Here is an 18,633-nt window from a genome sequence, read left to right on the forward strand (position 1 = left end):
TGCCGCAGCACGCCTCGATACCATCATGGCATCGAGGCGTCGTCGTTTCGGCGCCGCCGCTCCACCCAGGCCCCGTTTTACGGTTCAGCCTCACCAGCCTACGAGTCCGCACCACCGTGTCCGTCATCGAAAACTACCAGGCCGAGCTGCAGCAGCGCGGCTTCCAAAGCGATCCCGCGCAGATGCGCGCCATCGAGGCGCTCGAGCGCTGTGCCGACGAATGGGCAGCCTACAAGGCGCAGTCGGGCAGCCGGCTCAAGCGGTTGTTCCGCAAGCCTGTCGTGCCGCGCGGCGTCTACATGTACGGCGGTGTCGGGCGGGGCAAGAGTTTTCTCATGGACTGCTTCTTCAATGCGGTGGGCGTCGAGCGCAAGACCCGCTTGCATTTCCACGAGTTCATGCACGAGGTGCACCGGGAACTGGCCGGCCTGCAGGGAACGGTCAATCCGCTCGACGAGCTGGGGCGCCGCATCGCCCAGCGCTACGAGCTGATCTGCTTCGACGAATTCCACGTGGCCGATATCACCGACGCCATGATCCTCTACCGTTTGCTCGAAGCCTTGTTCGACAACGGCGTCGGTTTTGTCACCACCTCCAATTTCCGGCCGGACGGGCTCTATCCCGACGGCCTGCATCGCGACCGCATCCTGCCGGCGATCAAGCTGCTCAACGACCGGCTCGAAGTGATCAATGTCGACAACGGCACCGACTACCGCCGCCGGACGCTCGAGCAGGTCCGGCTCTATCACACGCCGCTGGGTCCGCAGGCCGATGCCGCGCTCGGCGAGGCTTTCGACAAGCTCGCCGAGGTCAAGGACGAGAACCCGGTGGTGACCATCGAGGGCCGCGAACTGACGGCCCGGCGCCGCGCAGGCGGCGTCATCTGGTTCGACTTCAAGACCCTGTGCGACGGCCCTCGCTCGCAGAACGATTACCTGGAAGTGGCCAATCAATACCACACGCTGCTGCTCTCCAACGTGCCGGTCATGTCGGTGGCGATGGCATCGGCCGCGCGCCGTTTCACGCTGCTGATCGACGTGCTGTACGACCGGCGTGTCAAACTGATGATCTCCGCTGCCGCGCCGCCCGAGCAACTGTACGTCGAAGGGCCCCTGTCGCACGAGTTTCCGCGCACGGTCTCCCGGCTCACGGAAATGCAGTCGGCCGAGTTCCTGGCGCTCGAGCGCCGCGTGGTGGACACCAAGCTGACCTGAGCACGGCCCGCTCTGCCGAGCGGGCGCGCATCGCAACTTCTATCGCAACCCTTGACGACCGAATCTTCCCCTTTTGACGGCATTCCGCTGGAACAAGCCGTCGCCGATGCCTTCGCGGCCGATGGCTGGCTGGCACACGCGACCCAGCAGTTCCACGAACGCTCCGGCCAGCAGGCCATGGCGCGGGCCGTGGCGCGGGCCATCCTGTCGCGTCGGCCCCTGGTGGTCGAGGCCGGCACGGGCGTGGGCAAGACGTTCTCTTACCTGGTGCCGACGCTGCTGTCGGGTGAACGGGCCCTGATTTCCACGGCGACCAAGACATTGCAGGATCAGCTCTACGGGCGCGACATCCCCATGCTGGTCGAGGCCATGGGCCTGCCTGCACGGCTGGCGCTGCTCAAGGGCCGGGCCAGCTATCTCTGCCTGCATCGCATGGAGCTGGCCCGCCACGACGACGCGCTGCAGGACGCCTTCATGCAACGGGCCCTGGCTCGCGTCGAGCGCTGGTCGCACAGCACGCGCCGCGGGGATCTGGCCGAACTGGAGGGCCTGGACGAACGCTCGCCCATCATTCCGCTGGTGACCTCGACCCGCGAGAACTGCCTCGGTTCCGACTGCGAGCACTACAAGGCCTGCCACGTCAACCTGGCGCGGCGCGAGGCCATGGCCGCCGACGTGGTGGTGATCAACCATCACCTGTTCTTTGCCGACCTGGCCGTCAGGGAATCCGGCGTTGCCGAGCTGCTGCCTTCGGTGTCGGTCGCGGTCTTCGACGAAGCCCACCAGCTCAACGAGACCGGTGTGCAGTTTCTCGGCCGGCAACTGGGCAGCCGCCAACTGCTCGATCTGGCGCACGACGTGCTGGCGGCGGGCCTCCAGCGGGCGCGCGGACTCGTCGACTGGCAGCTCATGGCCGCCAGCCTGGATCGTGCGGCGCGCGAACTGCGCCTGGCGGTCGGGCGGCAGTATCCCGACGCCAAGTTGCGCTGGCAGGGCACATCGCCCGACGACGTCGATGCGCAGGCCTGGGAAACGGCCCTGGCGGCCGTGCACGCGGCTTGCGGGCTGGCTGAGGAGGGACTGGCCACGGTCGAGGAAATGGCGCCCGATTTCGTCAAGCTGCTCGAGCGCGCGCAACAGATGACCGCGCATTGCGAACACTTCATGGGTCTGCCGTCACCCGAGTACGTGCGCTGGGTCGAGGTCGGCAGCCAGCAGATCCGGCTCAAGGAAGCCCCGCTGGACATTGCCGAAACCGTCAAGCGGCGCATGCTGGGCGTCCAGCCTGCCGGCGACGCCTCGGCCGCACCGGCGAACGACGCGGTGGGGGACGACGATTTCGATCCGCCCTGGCAAGACGAGGCCGAGTCGGCCTGGCTGGCCGGCGATCGGCAGGCCGCCGAGGGCGTGCAGCCCCATGTGCAGTGCGCGCTGATCTTTACCTCGGCCACGCTGGGAGCCGATGCCCGTCTGAGCTGGTTCACCGAGCCCTGCGGTCTGCAGGATGCGGACATCCTGCAGGTCGAAAGCCCGTTCGACTATGCACGTCAGGCGGCTCTCTACGTTCCGCGTCACCTGCCGCGGCCCCAGGATCCCTCGCACAGCGCCGCGATCGCCCATGTGGCGGCCGAAGGCGCACGTCGTCTGCAGGGACGCACGCTGGTGCTCACCACCACCCTGCGGGCCTTGCGCACCATCGGCGACGTGCTGGCCCAGGCGCTCGGCGAGCAACTGGAGGTGCTGGTTCAGGGGCAGGCTTCGAAGCGCTCGCTGATCGAGCGTTTCCGGCAGGGCGACCAGGACGGACAGCAGCGTGGCTGTGTGCTGGTGGCCTCGACCTCGTTCTGGGAAGGGGTGGACGTGCCCGGCGATGCGCTCCAACTGGTCGTCATCGACAAGCTGCCGTTCCCGCCGCCCAACGACCCGCTGGTCGAGGCGCGCTCCAAGCGTCTGGAGGCGCAGGGCCGCAGTTCGTTCGCCGACTACTCGCTGCCCGAGGCTGCGGTGGCCCTCAAGCAGGGGGCCGGCCGTCTGATCCGGCGCGAGACCGACCGGGGCATCCTGGTCATCGGCGACACCCGTCTGGTCAACATGGGCTACGGCCGCCGCCTCCTGGCGTCACTGCCGCCCATGCGTGTACTGGGCGGCCCGGCCGATTACCAGGCAGCGCTGGAGGCGCTTACCAGAGCTTCCACCACGGATTGTCCTGATCCCGGATGAACTCGCGGTCCAGACGGCGATTGGGGTAGTTTTCCTTGAAGACGCGGGCCGCATCGTCGCGCAACTGCGTCATACCCAGTGCATCGTACGACTTCACCAGGATGTAGACCGCTTCTTCGACGGCCGGCACTTCGCGGTACTCGGCGATGGCCGTCTGGGCCCGGTTGATGGCGGCCACATAGGCGCCGCGGGAATAGTAGTAACGTGCCACGTGCACTTCGTACTGCGCCAGCGAATTGACGATATAGGTCATGCGCTGGGTCGCATCCGTGGCGTACTTCGACTCGGGAAAGCGGGTCGTGAGTTCGCGGAAGGACTCGTAGGACTCCTTGGCCGCCTGCTGGTCCCGCTCGGACAGATCCTGGCGCGAGATGAACGACAGCATGCCCAGGTCGTCGTTGAAGTTGACCAGGCCCTTCAGGTAAAAAGCGTAGTCCAGGGCGGGGCTTGCGGGGTGCAGCCGGATGAAGCGGTCGAGCGTGGACAGGGCCTGCGCCTTGTCGCCGTTCTTGTACTGCACAAAGGCCTTTTCCAGCTGCGCCTGCTGGGCCAGCGGCGTGCCTGCGGCGCGGCCCTCGAGCCGGTCGTAGTAGGTGATGGCCTTTTCGTAATTGCCGGCCGCGAATTCGTCTTTCGCTTCCGAATAGATGCGATTCGGACTCCAGCCCACCGTCGGGTCTTCGTTCTGTGTGGCGCAGCCTGCAAAGAGCAGGGCAGCCAATACTGCGAGACTGCCGGCTCGCAGCATTGATAATTTAGTGCTGGACATCAAAATCCTATCTTTCGTTCAACAGGGCGGGGCACCACTGAAGTGCCCCGCCAAAATTATATAGATCGCTCCATTGACAAATTTCAGCCCAGAAGATTCCCGAGAGTTGCCGGACGAGCTCGCCGACGTGGCCGACAGTGCCGATTCGGTCGAGTGGCGCGAGCTGATCGTGCCCGTGGAAGCCCACGGCATGCGCCTTGACCGGGTATTGGCCGACGAATTGCCGGAATTCTCGCGCAGCTACCTCCAGCAGCTCATCGGCGCAGGGCTGGTGAAAAGATCGGTAAAGCCGGTGGGCGGCATCATGCCCACCGAGCCTGGCGCGGCGCTCAAGACCTCGCTCAAGGTCAAGGCGGGCGAGCGCTGGCAGGTCGAACTGCGGCCCACCCAGCAAAGCCAGGCCTTCCGGCCTGAAGACATGGCGCTCGACGTGGTCTTCCGCGACGAGCACCTGATGGTCATCCACAAACCGGCCGGCCTGGTGGTGCACCCTGCGCCGGGCAACTGGTCGGGAACCCTGCTGAACGGCTTGCTGGCTGCCGACGCGCAGGCGGCCATGCTGCCCCGCGCCGGCATCGTGCACCGGCTCGACAAGGACACCAGCGGCCTGATGGTCGTGGCGCGCAGCCGTACGGCCATGGACCGCCTGGTCGAGATGATCGCGCGACGCGACGTCAACCGGCAGTATGCGGCGCTGGCCCATCGGGGCTGGCGGGGCCCGGCGCGCCGGGAGGTGGAGGCGCCGATCGGACGCGATCCCGCCAATCGCCTGCGCATGGCCGTGGTCGATCTGGCCCATCATGCGGGCAAGACGGCCTCGACCACGCTGGACGTGCTGGAAACGGTCGAGCAGCACTGCTGGGTGCGCTGCACGCTGCACACGGGGCGAACTCACCAGATCCGGGTGCATATGGCCAGTCTGGGCCACCCCCTGGTCGGCGATGCGCTGTATGGCGGCATGCCGGCCGGCGGACTGTCGCGACAAGGCTTGCACGCCTGGCGTCTTGCGTTCGAGCATCCGATGACCGGCGAAGCGCTCTGTTTTTATGCCGAATTGCCACAGGACATGGCACAGGCTGGACGTTTTCTCGGCCTCAGTTACAATGGCGTCATCTAGGCTGACAGCCGCTGGCCGTTGATACCGCGCCAGCCCCGGCATCCGCAAGGCGGACCGGCAGCCGACTGCCAAGGCAGTCCAGAGGGCTCTCTCGCCCCGTTCCGGTTTTGAATACCTGCTGATCGCCCGGCGCGTTGCCTGGCATCCCTTCCTGAAAACTGATGGCACCATGAACACGGTGGATGCAGTCCGCGTCCTCGAGACCGCTTTGATTTGCGCGCAGCAACCGCTGACCGTGCGCGAGATGCGCGTGCTGTTCGACGACGAACTGGGCGCCGACACCATCCGGGACCTGCTCGAGTCCTTGCGGGTGTCATGGACACCGCGCGGTGTCGAACTGGTTCAGGTGGCTTCGGGCTGGCGTTTCCAGAGCCGGCCTGAAATGCGCGAGTTTCTGGATCGCATGCGGCCCGAGAAGCCGCCGCGCTACAGTCGCGCTACACTGGAGACGCTGGCTATCATCGCCTACCGTCAGCCCTGCACGCGGGGCGACATGGAGGATATCCGTGGGGTGGCGGTGAACTCGCAGATCATCAAGCAGCTCGAGGATCGTGGCTGGATCGAGGTGATCGGCTATCGGGAAGCGGCGGGACGGCCGGCCTTGTTCGCCACCACCCGCCAGTTCCTGGACGACCTGGGGCTGGCGACTCTCGAGGAATTGCCGACGCTCGATGGACAGGCCGCCGCGGCGGCATTCGAGCAGTTGCAAGGCTCGCTCGCCATGGATGCGGTCGAGCCCGGCGCCACCGGCGATACCGGTGAGGCCGGAAACGAACCCGGTGCGGTGGCAGCCGATGCCGAGCCGCAGTCCAGCGTGGCCCAGGGGGCCGAAGAAGATGCGGCAACGGTCGATTCGGCCGCGGTGGCAGAGGCTTTCGAATTGGAATCACAGCCATTCGAACAGCCGCAGCAGGCCGTGGATGCTGCAGGCGAACGTGCCGATGAACAGACGCTCGCCGATTCGGCGGCCGGCGCTCGCGCCGAAGACGATCAGGCCGCAGGAGGTCCCCAGGGACCGCGTGCAGCCGACTCAGAATAACAATTTGACGCCCACCTGGTGCATGCCGGTGGCTGAAGTCCAACTACTGACCTTCGTACATGAACGATAAGACCAACACCCCCTCGTTGCCCGGTTCCGAGCCGCAGGCGCCCGCGACCGATGCCGTCGAGGCTCAGCCCGTGAAGGCTCGCAAGCCGCGCGCCCGCAAGGTGGTCGCGGACGTCCAGCAGGATGCGCCGGTTGCCGAGCAGGCCCTTGCGGCCGAGGGGGGCGAGGCTGCCGGAACGGCTGAAGTCGCCGCTGCCGGCGACGCGGCCGACGCTGCGCCCGTCAAGCGTGCACGCCGTCCGCGCAAGCCCAAGGCCGATGTGGATGCCGAATCGGGTGCCACGTCGCAGGCAGGGGTCGATCCGGTCGAATCGAGCCCTCGCGACGCCGTTGCCGCCGAGCCGGTCGCACCGGTGGCTGCCGCCGGGTTGGATGCCGATGCAGCCCCGCAGGGCGATGCGCACGAACAAGCTCCGCGAAGCGACGACGCATCCGCTGCAGAGCCGGTCCGCAATGGGCCTGCCGGCGGTGCTGGCGTGGGCCTGCTTGGGGCCAACAAGCGCCGCCGCCAGCGTGCCGCAGCCGAACGTGCCGTGGTCGAGCAGCAGCCGGAATCCGCTGGTTCCGACGTCGAGGAAGACGAAGCCGACGGTGCACGTGCACCCACGGTCTTCAACGAAGCGCCTGCGCCGCTGCTGTTCTCGGATGTGATTTCCGGCCAGTTCGATGCCGACGAAGAGGACGAGAACCTTCCTTCCCTCAAGCGTGTGCTTCAGCCCCAACCCGAAACGCCGAAGCTGCACAAGGTGCTGGCCCAGGCCGGTCTGGGTTCGCGCCTCGAGATGGAAAAGCTCATCGCCGATGGCAAGATCTTCGTCAACAACGAACCGGCCCATGTGGGCCAGCGCATCCAGTTCGGCGACCAGATCAAGGTCGACGGCAAGCCGATCCGCTACCGCATCGCACCGCCGCCGCCGCGCGTGCTGGCTTATCACAAGCCGGTCGGCGAAGTGGTCACGCACGACGATCCGCAAAATCGTCCGACGGTGTTTCGCCGCTTGCCCAAGCTCTACCAGGGCAAATGGCAATCGGTGGGGCGTCTGGATCTGAACACCGAAGGCCTGCTGTTGTTCACCAGTTCCGGTGAGTTGGCCAACCGCCTGATGCACCCGCGTTTTGGCCTGCAGCGCGAGTACGCCGTGCGGGTCCTTGGTGCACTGAACAACGAAGAAAAGCAGCAACTGCTCGATGGCGTGCGTCTGGATGACGGCATGGCGCAGTTCCAGAGCATCGAAGACGGCGGCGGCGACGGCGCCAACTGCTGGTATCGCGTCACGATCGCCGAAGGCCGCAACCGCGAGGTTCGCCGGCTGCTCGAGTCCGTGGGGCATGCTGTCAGCCGCCTCATCCGTATCCGCTATGGCGCCGTGATGTTGCCGCGTGGCCTCAAGCGTGGCGCCTGGCTCGAGCTCGACGAGCGCGAGATCCGCCAACTGACCGAGGCATCCGGCGGACCCCTGGCGACCGACAGCATCCAGCAGCCCCGCCCGGGTCGCGGCAACCGCCAGCCGCAAGGCAATGGCCGGGGCGGCCGCAACAACAAGCAAGGCGGCCAGCAGGGCGGTCAGGCCCGGAATCCGCAAGGCGGCCAGCAGCAGGGCGCCCGCTTCGAGGGCGAGGGCCGTGGCGGCAACAACAACGGCGGCAACGGCGGCAACAACAAGAACCGCAACGGCCAGCAGGCGCGTTTCAACAACGGCAATGCAGGCCCGGGCCCGAAACAACGTGGCAATGCCGACCGCTACCCCACTCAGAATCCGAACCAGGATCGCGAACGGGATCGGGATCGTGACGACTACGAGGATCCGCGTGGCGATCGCCAGCCGACGGCCGATGCCTACAAGCAGAGCCACAGTCTGGCCCTCATGCAGGGGCGTGGACGCCGCCGCGGCGGTTTCAACGACAGCGGCCTGCCGGGCGGCGGTGCGGGCGGTCAACCCGATCCGATGCGCACCTCGCTGGGCTACATCGGTGCCGAAGGTTTCTCCGGCCGTCCCAATCGGGGCCGTTTCGGCGGTAACGGCGGGGGCAACGGTGGGGGCAATGGCGGCGGATACGGCGGCAACGGCGGTGGACGCCGCAGCGGCGGAGGCCGGGGCGGCCGTTCGCGCTGAGTCTCCGGGTTAAAATACCGACCCTTTGCGCAAGGCGTTGCCGGTGGCAGCGCCTGTTCAGATTTTTCCCCTTCAGAAAACTCCTCGACAGGAATTCATCATGGCTATCGAACGTACCCTTTCCATCATCAAGCCCGACGCCGTTGCCAAGAACGCCATCGGCCAGATCGTCGCTCGCTTCGAAGCCGCCGGCCTGAAGATCGCTGCTGCCCGCCTGACCCAACTGTCGCGCGCCGAAGCCGAGCAGTTCTACGGCGTGCACAAAGAGCGTCCCTTCTTCAAGGACCTGGTCGAATTCATGATCTCCGGCCCCGTGTTCGTGCAAGTGCTCGAAGGCGAAGGCGCGATCCTCAAGAACCGTGACCTGATGGGCGCTACCGATCCCAAGAAGGCCGACGCCGGCACCATCCGCGCCGACTTCGCCGACAGCATCGACGCCAACGCCGTGCACGGTTCCGACGCCGCCGAAACCGCTGCCGTCGAAATCGCTTTCTTCTTTCCCGCACTGAACGTCTACAGCCGCTAAGCTGAGACGGCGCGGACACTTTCCCGACACGGATACCCACCATGACCACGGCCAATTTGCTCGACTTCGATCTCGACGGTCTGGCCGCGTTCTGCGAGCAGCTCGGGGAAAAGCGTTTTCGCGCCACCCAGCTGTTTCGCTGGATCCATCAGCGGGGAGCTTCGGATTTCGACCAGATGAGTGATCTGGCGAAATCCCTGCGCCAGAAACTCAAGGGCTGCGCCGAAGTGCGTGCCCTGACCGTGCTGACCGAACATGTCTCCGCCGACGGCACCATCAAGTGGCTGTTCGACGTGGGCGACGGCAACGCGGTCGAAACCGTATTCATTCCCGAGGACGATCGCGGCACCTTGTGCGTGTCGTCCCAGGCGGGCTGTGCCGTGGGCTGCCGTTTCTGCTCCACGGGCCATCAGGGTTTTGCGCGCAACCTCAAGACGAGCGAAATCCTGGCGCAGCTCTGGTATGCCGAACATCTGTTGCGCCGCAAGTTCGGCCGCGACGAGCGCGTCATCTCCAACGTGGTGATGATGGGCATGGGCGAGCCCCTGCAGAACTACAACGCCCTGGTGCCGGCCCTGCGCGCCATGCTCGACGACCACGGCTACGGCCTTTCACGCCGCCGCGTCACGGTCTCGACATCGGGGGTCGTACCCATGATGGACCGCCTGGCCCTGGATTGCCCCGTCGCCATGGCGGTGTCGCTGCATGCGCCCACCGACGAACTGCGCAGCCATCTGGTGCCGCTCAATCGCAAGTATCCGATTGCCGAACTGCTCGATGCCTGCCTGCGTTACCTCGAACATGCACCGCGGGACTTCATCACCTTCGAGTACTGCATGCTCGACGGCGTCAACGACCAGCCCGAACATGCCCGTCAGCTCATCGAATGGGTGCAGCGGCATCGTGGCACGGGTGTGCCGTGCAAGTTCAACCTGATTCCTTTCAATCCCTTCCCGGCCTCGGGCTTGCTGCGTTCGTCCAATGCGGCCGTTCAGGCCTTTGCCGCCTTGCTCAGTGCCGCCGGCATCGTGACCACCGTGCGCAAGACGCGCGGCGACGACATCGATGCCGCCTGCGGCCAGCTGGCGGGCGACGTGCGCGACCGCACGAATGCGGCAACCCGCATGGCGCAGAAGCGGGTCATCGAACTCAAACCCGTGTCGAGCCGCGCCGCGGCCCTGTCCACCGGCGCGTGAGGATCTGCCCGTCATGAGCGTCGCCATGACCCGTGCGCAGGCCAGAGCCCTGCAGGCGTTCGTGTGCATGCTGATGCTGGCTGTCCTGCTGTCGGCCTGTGCCTCAGGCCGGTCGGACAGTCGCGAGCCGTCACGGTCTTCGCGATCGCCCGTGACCGAAAGCCCCGAGCCGATGCCCGTGACGGTCGCCTCTGCGACTGCGCGCGCTCAGGCGCGACTGGCACTGGCGGCGGCGTATTTCGAGCACAACCGCCTGGATATCGCCCTCGAGGAGATCGACCAGGCGCTGGTGCATGACGCCCGATTGGCCGATGCCTACAGCATGCGCGGGCTCGTGCATTCGCGCATGAAGTCCTATGCGCAGGCCGAACTCGATTTTCGCCAGGCGCTGACGGTCGATGCCCGTCATGCCGATGCCATGCACAACCTGGGCTGGATGATGTGCCAGATGGGCTCTCGCGAGCAGGGCCAGGCCTGGTTCTCCCGGGCGCTGGACGAACCCGGCTACCGCCGGGCCGGACGGACCTTCATGGCGCGTGGTGTCTGCCACGCCCAGGATGGCGATCGCGACGCCGCAGCCGCTGCCTTGACGCGTGCGGTGATTTTGATGCCGGACGACCCGGTTGCCGCTTACCATCTGGCGGATGTATTGCATCGGCAAGGCAAGAGTGCCGATGCGCGTGTTTATTTGCGCCGTATCAATGACAGCGACCAGGCCGATGCCCGCAGCCTGCTCTTGGGCATCGAGCTCGAGCAGGTTCTGGGTTCGCCGATGGCCGCCGAAAGACTGGCTGTGCGTCTGCGCAGCCGGTATCCCGAGGCGGCCGACCGGCTGGCTGAACAGAACGGCAGATTTTGAAGAGTGAAGTATGACCTCCAGTGAGCGCGCCAACTCCCCTCAGACGTCCCATGTCGACAGCGCAGCTGCGCCCGCCTCCGGGCAGGCCGTCAGCGCCGGCCAGATGCTCCGCGAGGCCCGCGAGCGGGCCGGCCTCCATCTGGCCTCGTTGGCCGCCGTGCTGAAGGTGCCCGTTCAGCGACTCGAAGCGCTCGAGGCCGACCGCTACGACCAGTTGCCCGGCATGGCTTTTGTGCGGGGCCTGGCCTCGAGCATGTCGCGTACGCTCAAGCTCGACGTGAACGAAGTCCTGGCCCGGCTGCCGAAATCCGAAGCCGCCACGCTCAAGCAGGACCACACGGTGGCCGCTGTATCGCGTTCGCGTTCCCTGCCTTCGCATGCCGGTGGTTACGGTGGACGTTCCCGCCTGACACGCATCCTCGGGGTGCTGGTCGTGGTCCTGCTGCTCGGCGCTGCAGCGATTGTTTTTGTGCCCCAGGTGCGCGGCCTGGCGGCGACCGACGATTCCACCCAGCCGGTTCCGGCCGAAGGCGGCGGTGCCGGTGCGGGGACGCTCGAAGGCGCACCCAGCGGCGACGGTTCGGCGGCGGCTCCGGCGGCCGGCGATGCCACCGCTTCGGGCGGATCGCTGGCGCTCACCACCCTGATGCCCGGTCCTGTCTCGGCCCCGTCGACCGCGCCGGCTGCTCCCGTGCCGAATGCGCCGGCCGCTTCGGCGGCGGGCACGGCTTCCACGACCCCCGCGGCCCCGACCGTTCCGGCAGGGCAGGGCGTTCTGGGAACGCCCACTACCGGAACCATCGTGTTTGCAGCCGTTGGCGAGTCCTGGGTCGAGGTGCTCGACGGCAATCGGCTGCCCTTGCTGCGCCGCACGCTGCAGGTGGGCGAAAAGGTCGGTGTCAGTGGCGCCGAGCCGTTGTCCGTCACCGTGGGCCATGCGACGAACGTCAAGGTCGAGGTTCGTGGACAGCCTTTCAACATCAACACGTATCAGCGTGGCAACGTTGCGCGCTTTCAGGTGAAATGACCGTGCCGACGAACGAGGACGCCCCCAAGGTCTGGACCCCCGGCTGCATGCCCATCGAGGTCGCTGCCCCCTTGTCCCATCGCACCCGCCAGGCGCGGGTGGTGTGGGGCTCGCGGGTGGTGACGGTCGGCGGCAATGCGCTGGTGCGCGTGCAGTCCATGACCAATACCGACACGGTGGATGCCATCGGCACGGCCATCCAGGTGAAGGAGCTGGCCCTGGCCGGCTCCGAAATGGTGCGCATCACCGTCAACACCCCCGAAGCGGCGGCGCAGGTCCCCTACATCCGCGAGCAGCTCGATCGCATGGGCATCGACGTGCCCCTGGTCGGCGATTTCCACTACAACGGCCACCGGTTGCTGACGGAATATCCCGATTGCGCGCAGGCGCTGTCCAAGTACCGGATCAACCCGGGCAACGTGGGCAAGGGCGAAAAGAAGGACAAGCAGTTCGCGCAGATGATCGAGGCGGCCGCCCGCTGGGACAAGGCCGTGCGGATCGGCGTGAACTGGGGCAGCCTGGATCAGGAGCTGCTGTCCACGATGATGGACGAGAACTCCCGCCGTGCTCAGCCCTGGTCGCTCAAGCAGGTGATGTACGAGGCGCTCGTGACCTCGGCCATCGACTCGGCCCGCCGTGCCGAAGAGATCGGGCTGGACGGCAACCAGATCATTCTGTCGTGCAAGATGAGCGGCACCCAGGATCTCATCTCGGTTTATCGCGAAATGGCCAAGCGCTGCGACTATGCGCTGCACCTGGGCCTGACCGAAGCCGGCATGGGCACCAAAGGCACGGTGGCTTCGGCTGCCGCGCTGGCCATTCTGCTGCAAGAGGGCATCGGCGACACCATCCGGGTCTCGCTGACGCCCCAGCCGGGCGAGGCGCGCACCCAGGAAGTGCTCATTGCCTCGGAGATCCTGCAGGCCCTGGGTCTGCGGGTGTTCGTGCCCAGCGTGACGGCCTGTCCGGGCTGCGGACGCACGACCAGCACCACGTTTCAGGAGCTGGCCAAGCAGATCGACGATTTTCTGCGTCAGCAGATGCCGGTCTGGCGCAACCGCTATCCGGGCGTCGAGGGCCTGAAGGTGGCGGTCATGGGCTGTATCGTCAATGGGCCTGGCGAGAGCAAGCACGCCGATATCGGCATCAGCCTGCCCGGCTCGGGCGAATCCCCGGCGGCGCCCGTTTTCATCGATGGCGAAAAACGGCTCACGCTGCGCGGCGATCACATCGCGCAGGAGTTCCAGCAGATCGTCGAGAACTACATCGAGCGGCGCTTTGGCACCACCGCAGTGACCTCCTGATGGACCAGGACTCGGCGGCGTGTGAGCCGCCCGGTGCGCCATCGAGCGGTATCCCAACTCAAAACAAAGATAGACATGGCTGAAAAACTCAGTGCCATCAAGGGCATGAACGACATCCTGCCGCCGGATTCGGCGCGCTGGGAATGGCTGGAGGGCAAGGTTCGGGCGCTCATGCAGCGTTATGCCTATCGCAATCTGCGCACGCCCATCGTCGAGCCCACGGCGCTGTTCGTGCGGGGCCTCGGCGAAGTCACCGACATCGTCGAGAAGGAGATGTACTCGTTCGAGGACAAGCTCAATGGCGAGCACCTCACGCTGCGGCCCGAGAACACCGCCGGCATCGTGCGTGCGGTGGTCGAGCACTCCCTGCTCTATGACGGCGGCAAGCGGCTCTACTACATGGGACCGATGTTCCGTCACGAACGTCCCCAACGCGGACGCTATCGGCAGTTCCACCAGATCGGCGCGGAAGCCCTGGGCTTCGGCGGCCCCGAGGTGGATGCCGAACTGATCCTGCTGGCCGCCGACCTGTGGCGCGAGCTGGGCCTGAGCGATGTGCGCCTGGAACTCAACAGCCTGGGTCAGCCCGACGAACGCCGTGCGCACCGCAGCGCGCTCATTGCATACTTCGAGCAGCATCTCGATGTGCTGGACGAGGAGGCCCGGCGCCGGCTCTACAGCAATCCGCTGCGCATTCTCGACACCAAGAATCCGCAGATGCAGGGCATGGTCGAGGCCGCCCCCAAGCTCATCGACTTCCTGGGCGAGGCCTCGCTGGCACACTTCGAATCGGTCAAGGCCATTCTGGATGCGAACGGCGTGGCCTGGCGGCTCAATCCGCGTCTGGTGCGCGGCATGGACTACTACAACCTGACGGTGTTCGAGTTCATCACCGAAAGCCTGGGTTCGCAGGGCACCATCTGCGGCGGCGGCCGCTACGACTACCTCATCGAGCAGGTCGGCGGCAAGCCGGCACCGGCCGTCGGCTGGGCGCTGGGGGTCGAGCGCGTGCTCGAACTGATCAAGGAGCAGGGCACTCCGCTGCCCGACCTGTCGCCCGACGCCTATGCCATCGTGCCGAACGAAGCGGCCCTGCTGCCGGCCATGAAGCTGGTGCAGACCCTGAGGCGCGAGGGGGTGAGCGTGCAGATGCATGCCGCCGGCGCCAACGGGCTGGGCAGCATGAAATCGCAATTCAAGAAGGCCGATGCCAGCGGCGCCCGTTATGCTCTGGTGTTCGGCGAAAGCGAACTGGCCGCCGGCGAGGTGGTGGTCAAGTCGCTGCGCGACGGGCAGGGTGGCGCACAGGTGCTGCGAGCCCTGGACACTGCCGCCGACTGGGCCGCCAGTCTGCGAGCCTGACCCTCCGCGACCGGTCCGCCTGCGGCTGAACCAATGGCCGTGGCGAGACTCAGACCGGCTGGCGCAGGCCTTGCCGGCGGTTGCCGCAGGGGGCGTCCCGGCGGTGCCGCCGAGGGGCCTGTATTTTCCGGTTTCGCTTTCTTTACCCTGCCGCACCGGGGTCGCCTCCGGTCCGCGACGGGCCGCCCCCTACAATCGGGGCACTTTTTCCCTCTGACGTATTTTCTATGGCTACTCATCTCAACCTGGAAGAGCAAGAGCAGATCGACCAGCTCAAGCATTTTTGGAAAACCTATGGCGTGTGGATTACCGCCGTGGTGGTGCTGGCGCTCCTGACCTATTCCGGCTGGACGGGGTACCGCTACTGGCAGGCGACCCAGAATGCCAAATCCGCCGTCATCGCCGATCAGGTGCAGACGGCGGCGCAGGCCAAGGACTGGGCCGCCGTGCAGCGCGCACTCGACGACGTGCGCCAGCAGTTCGCGTCGACCGACTACGCGCAGCAGGCCAGCCTGGCGGCGGCTCAGGCCTATCAGGCCGACGGCAAGGTCGCCGAGGCGCGTGCCGCGCTCGAGTGGCTGGCGGCTTCGGGTGCCAATGCCGGCTACCAGGCCATTGCCAAGCTGCGTCTGGCCAGCCTGTCCATCGAAGCCAAGGACTACGACGCCGCGCTCAAGCAGCTCGCCGGCGAACTGCCTGCCGAATTCGCCGGCCTGGCGGCCGACAAGCGCGGCGATGCGCTGCTGGCACAAGGCAAGCGCGACGAAGCCCGTGCCGCTTACGAGCAGGCCTACAAGGCGATGGACCCGCAAGCCGATTACCGCAACCTGGTCGAGGTCAAGCTCAACGCCCTTGGCGTCGACGTCGCAGGCCTTGCTTCTTGAATTTTGGGAGCCGCATTGTGAGTGTGAAGCGTTTGATGGTTAATCTTCCCCGTGCCCTGTCTGCAGCCGGTCTGCTGGCCTGTGCCTTGCTGGTGGCCGCGTGCTCGAGTTCCGGCAAGAAGCCCGAACCCAAGCCCTTGCCGCCGAATCCCAATTTGCTGGCGGTTCAACGCATCTGGACGGCACAGGTCGGCGAGATCTCGGGCCCCATGACCTTGCGGGTCACGGCAGACGGCTCGCAGGTGCTGGCCGTCGGCGGCAAGACCGGCGAAGTGACGGCTCTCAGCGCCGCGAGCGGCCAGCAGCTGTGGCGCACGGCCGTGGGTGCACGCGTCACTGCGGGGGTGGGCAGCGACGGTCAACTGACGTCGGTGGTCACCGAGAACAACGACCTTGTCACGCTCGACGGCGGCAAGGAAATCTGGCGTCAGCCGCTGGGCGCACGCAGCTACACGCCGCCCCTGGTGGCGGGTGCCCGCGTCTTTGTGCTCACGGCCGACCGTGTGCTCGCGCTTGACGGCCAGACCGGCCGCCGCCTGTGGTCGCAGCCGCGTGTCGGCGAACCGTTGATGCTGCGCCAGTCGGGCTCCATCCTGGCGGTGGGCAACGTCCTGGTGGTCGGTGTCGCCGGCCGTCTGATGGGCCTCAACCCGCTCACGGGCGAACCCCAGTGGCAGGCCGCCGTCGCCGTTTCGCGCGGCGCCAACGACATCGAACGCCTCGTCGACCTGGTCGGCTCGGTGAGCCGCCAGGGCAGCGTCGTCTGCGGACGGGCCTATCAATCCCGCGTCGGCTGTGTCGACACCAATCGCGGCTCGCTGATCTGGGCCAAGAACGCTCAGGGGTACACGGGCCTGGGCGGCGATGCCGACCGGGTCTTCGGCACCGAAGGCGATGGCCGCGTGATCGCGTGGCAGCGAGCCAGCGGCGACCAGCTCTGGTCGGCCGATGCGCTGCGCTACCGCAACGTCAGCGCACCGCTGGCGCTGGGGCGTGCGGTCGCGGTCGGCGACGGCAACGGCAACGTGCATCTGCTGTCTCGCGAAGACGGATCGACGCTCACCCGCTTGATCACCGATGGCTCGGCCATCGAGGTCCAGCCGGTGCTGGCGGGCAACACCCTGGTGGTGGCGACCCAAAAGGGCGCCATCTATGGCTTCCGCCCGGAATAATTTCGAACAACAACAAGCAACCTCATGAAACCTGTCATCGCTCTGGTCGGTCGGCCCAATGTCGGCAAGTCGACGCTCTTCAACCGGTTGACCAAGTCGCGCGACGCCATCGTGGCCGACTTCGCCGGTCTGACGCGTGACCGCCACTACGGCAACGGCCGACTCGGCGCGCGCGAGTACATCGTCATCGACACGGGCGGCTTCGAGCCGACCGCCGAATCCGGCATCTATCGGGAAATGGCCAAGCAGACCCGCCAAGCCGTGGCCGAAGCCGATGTCGTCGTCTTTGTCGTGGATGCGCGCGGCGGCCTGTCCGCGCAGGACCACGACATCGCCGGTTACCTGCGCCGCCTGGGCAAACCTGTCGTTCTGGCTGCCAACAAGGCCGAAGGCATGCACGAAGGGCAGCAGCTCGTGGAGTTCTACGAGCTGGGCCTGGGCGAGGTGCATGCCGTGTCGGCTGCGCACGGCCAGGGCGTGCGCAGCCTGCTCGATCTGGCGCTGGCCGAACTCAAGCTGCCCGATATCGAAGACGAAGAGAGCGCCGAAGACGATCAGGTGATCAAGTTGGCTGTCGCCGGCCGTCCCAACGTCGGTAAATCGACGCTGATCAACACCTGGTTGGGTGAGGAGCGTCTGGTGGCCTTCGACATGCCCGGCACCACACGCGACGCCATTACCGTGCCTTTCGAGCGCGACGGCCAACGTTTCGAGCTCATCGACACGGCCGGTCTGCGGCGCAAGGGCAAGGTGTTCGAGGCGATCGAGAAGTTCTCGGTCGTCAAGACCCTGCAGGCCATCGAATCGTCCAACGTCGTGCTGCTGCTGCTCGATGCCACGCAGGGCGTGACCGACCAGGACGCACATATCGCCGGCTACATTCTCGAGAGCGGCCGTGCCGTGGTGATCGCCGTCAACAAATGGGATGCGGTCGACGAGTATCAGCGCGAACTGGTGCAGCGCTCGATCGAGACCCGGTTGCCGTTCCTGCGTTTTGCCAACATCTACAACATCTCGGCCATCAAGCGCCAGGGTCTGGGTCCGCTGTGGACGGCCATCATCCAGGCCCGCCAGGCGGCCATGTGCAAGATGTCGACGCCGGTGCTCACGCGCCTGCTGCAGGAAGCCGTGCAGTTCCAGGCGCCCAAGCGCTCGGGCATGTTCCGGCCCAAGCTGCGCTACGCGCACCAGGGCGGCATGAATCCGCCGGTGATCGTGGTCCACGGCAATTCGCTCGAACACGTCACCGATGCCTATAAACGGTATCTGGAGGGGCGTTTCCGCAAGGCCTTCGATCTGGTCGGAACCCCTTTGCGGGTCGAGATGAAAACAGCGAAAAATCCCTACGCGGATAAAGAATCCGACTGATTTCCGTCAGCCTGTGTCTGGCTGTGGTATGGTCATCATTTCAACAACTTCTGAACACGGAGAATATCGTGAGCAACAAAGGGCAACTTTTGCAAGACCCATTTCTCAATCAGCTGCGCCGTGAACACGTGCCGGTGTCGATCTATCTCGTCAACGGCATCAAGCTGCAAGGACAGATTGAGTCTTTCGACCAATACGTTGTGCTCTTGCGCAACACCGTGACCCAAATGGTTTACAAGCACGCCATCTCGACCATCGTGCCGGGACGTGCCGTGAACTTCCAGACTGCTCCGGAAGGCGCAACTGGACAGGCCGACTGAACACCGGCTGACCTTTTTTGCCCGCGGTGCAATCACTTGTGCCGCGGGCAAATTCATTAAATAAAGCAGCTTT

At 66.0% G+C, this 18,633-nt stretch carries 16 protein-coding genes; 15 read left to right on the forward strand and 1 reads right to left on the reverse strand.

Annotated elements, in window-relative coordinates; translation table 11 throughout:
• Window positions 1-116: 116 nt before the first annotated feature.
• Together zapE and EC845_RS10515 are read left to right on the forward strand one after the other, a co-directional pair.
• The gene (gene zapE, locus EC845_RS10510) at window positions 117-1,214 is read left to right on the forward strand and encodes a cell division protein ZapE (protein WP_123297878.1); all 1,098 of its coding nucleotides are present in this window, start codon (window positions 117-119) and stop codon (window positions 1,212-1,214) included.
• Between the two features lie 81 nt (window positions 1,215-1,295).
• A complete protein-coding gene (locus EC845_RS10515) occupies window positions 1,296-3,434 on the forward strand; it encodes an ATP-dependent DNA helicase (protein WP_370451296.1) in 2,139 nt (712 codons plus the stop codon).
• Here EC845_RS10515 and EC845_RS10520 read toward each other — a convergent pair.
• Entirely contained in the window at window positions 3,394-4,203 is an 810-nt protein-coding gene (locus tag EC845_RS10520; RefSeq protein WP_123297880.1) for an outer membrane protein assembly factor BamD, read from the reverse strand. The two genes, EC845_RS10515 and EC845_RS10520, sit on opposite strands and share 41 nt — an antisense overlap.
• A gap of 106 nt (window positions 4,204-4,309) precedes the next feature.
• Here EC845_RS10520 and EC845_RS10525 point away from each other — a divergent pair, with 106 nt between their 5' ends.
• From EC845_RS10525 to hfq, 13 genes are all read left to right on the forward strand, one after another.
• Window positions 4,310-5,320 carry an RluA family pseudouridine synthase gene (locus EC845_RS10525; protein WP_233598012.1) on the forward strand — a complete coding sequence of 337 codons (1,011 nt, stop codon included), beginning with the start codon at window positions 4,310-4,312 and terminating at the stop codon, window positions 5,318-5,320.
• Between the two features lie 169 nt (window positions 5,321-5,489).
• Window positions 5,490-6,359 carry an SMC-Scp complex subunit ScpB gene (scpB, locus tag EC845_RS10530; RefSeq protein WP_123297882.1) on the forward strand — a complete coding sequence of 290 codons (870 nt, stop codon included), beginning with the start codon at window positions 5,490-5,492 and terminating at the stop codon, window positions 6,357-6,359.
• A gap of 59 nt (window positions 6,360-6,418) precedes the next feature.
• Window positions 6,419-8,542, forward strand: a complete 2,124-nt coding sequence (locus tag EC845_RS10535) for a pseudouridine synthase (RefSeq protein WP_370451287.1) — start codon at window positions 6,419-6,421, stop codon at window positions 8,540-8,542.
• Window positions 8,543-8,642: 100 nt separating this feature from the next.
• Complete coding sequence (gene ndk / locus EC845_RS10540; protein WP_123297884.1) at window positions 8,643-9,068, forward strand: nucleoside-diphosphate kinase; 426 nt, start codon at window positions 8,643-8,645, stop codon at window positions 9,066-9,068.
• Window positions 9,069-9,109: 41 nt separating this feature from the next.
• Window positions 9,110-10,264 carry a 23S rRNA (adenine(2503)-C(2))-methyltransferase RlmN gene (gene rlmN / locus EC845_RS10545; RefSeq protein ID WP_123297886.1) on the forward strand — a complete coding sequence of 385 codons (1,155 nt, stop codon included), beginning with the start codon at window positions 9,110-9,112 and terminating at the stop codon, window positions 10,262-10,264.
• Between the two features lie 13 nt (window positions 10,265-10,277).
• Complete coding sequence (pilW, locus tag EC845_RS10550; protein ID WP_158615670.1) at window positions 10,278-11,123, forward strand: type IV pilus biogenesis/stability protein PilW; 846 nt, start codon at window positions 10,278-10,280, stop codon at window positions 11,121-11,123.
• Between the two features lie 10 nt (window positions 11,124-11,133).
• Window positions 11,134-12,150, forward strand: coding sequence for a helix-turn-helix domain-containing protein (locus EC845_RS10555; RefSeq protein ID WP_123297890.1), 1,017 nt, complete (start codon window positions 11,134-11,136; stop codon window positions 12,148-12,150).
• Window positions 12,147-13,454, forward strand: coding sequence for a flavodoxin-dependent (E)-4-hydroxy-3-methylbut-2-enyl-diphosphate synthase (gene ispG, locus EC845_RS10560; RefSeq protein ID WP_370451288.1), 1,308 nt, complete (start codon window positions 12,147-12,149; stop codon window positions 13,452-13,454). Before EC845_RS10555 ends, ispG begins: the two co-directional genes overlap by 4 nt.
• A gap of 75 nt (window positions 13,455-13,529) precedes the next feature.
• Window positions 13,530-14,816: a histidine--tRNA ligase gene (hisS, locus tag EC845_RS10565; RefSeq protein ID WP_123297892.1), complete on the forward strand. Its 1,287-nt coding sequence runs from the start codon at window positions 13,530-13,532 to the stop codon at window positions 14,814-14,816.
• Between the two features lie 227 nt (window positions 14,817-15,043).
• Window positions 15,044-15,700, forward strand: coding sequence for a tetratricopeptide repeat protein (locus EC845_RS10570; protein WP_123297894.1), 657 nt, complete (start codon window positions 15,044-15,046; stop codon window positions 15,698-15,700).
• Window positions 15,701-15,735: 35 nt separating this feature from the next.
• Window positions 15,736-16,872, forward strand: a complete 1,137-nt coding sequence (bamB, locus tag EC845_RS10575; protein WP_123297895.1) for an outer membrane protein assembly factor BamB — start codon at window positions 15,736-15,738, stop codon at window positions 16,870-16,872.
• Between the two features lie 24 nt (window positions 16,873-16,896).
• Window positions 16,897-18,240, forward strand: coding sequence for a ribosome biogenesis GTPase Der (gene der / locus EC845_RS10580; RefSeq protein WP_123297898.1), 1,344 nt, complete (start codon window positions 16,897-16,899; stop codon window positions 18,238-18,240).
• A 68-nt stretch (window positions 18,241-18,308) separates the two neighbouring features.
• On the forward strand, window positions 18,309-18,560 hold the full coding sequence (gene hfq / locus EC845_RS10585; RefSeq protein WP_123297900.1) for an RNA chaperone Hfq: 252 nt from the start codon (window positions 18,309-18,311) through the stop codon (window positions 18,558-18,560).
• The last annotated feature ends 73 nt before the right edge of the window (window positions 18,561-18,633 follow it).

It is taken from the genome of Comamonas sp. BIGb0124, assembly GCF_003752175.1.
In the GTDB taxonomy this organism is placed as follows: domain Bacteria; phylum Pseudomonadota; class Gammaproteobacteria; order Burkholderiales; family Burkholderiaceae_C; genus Comamonas_F.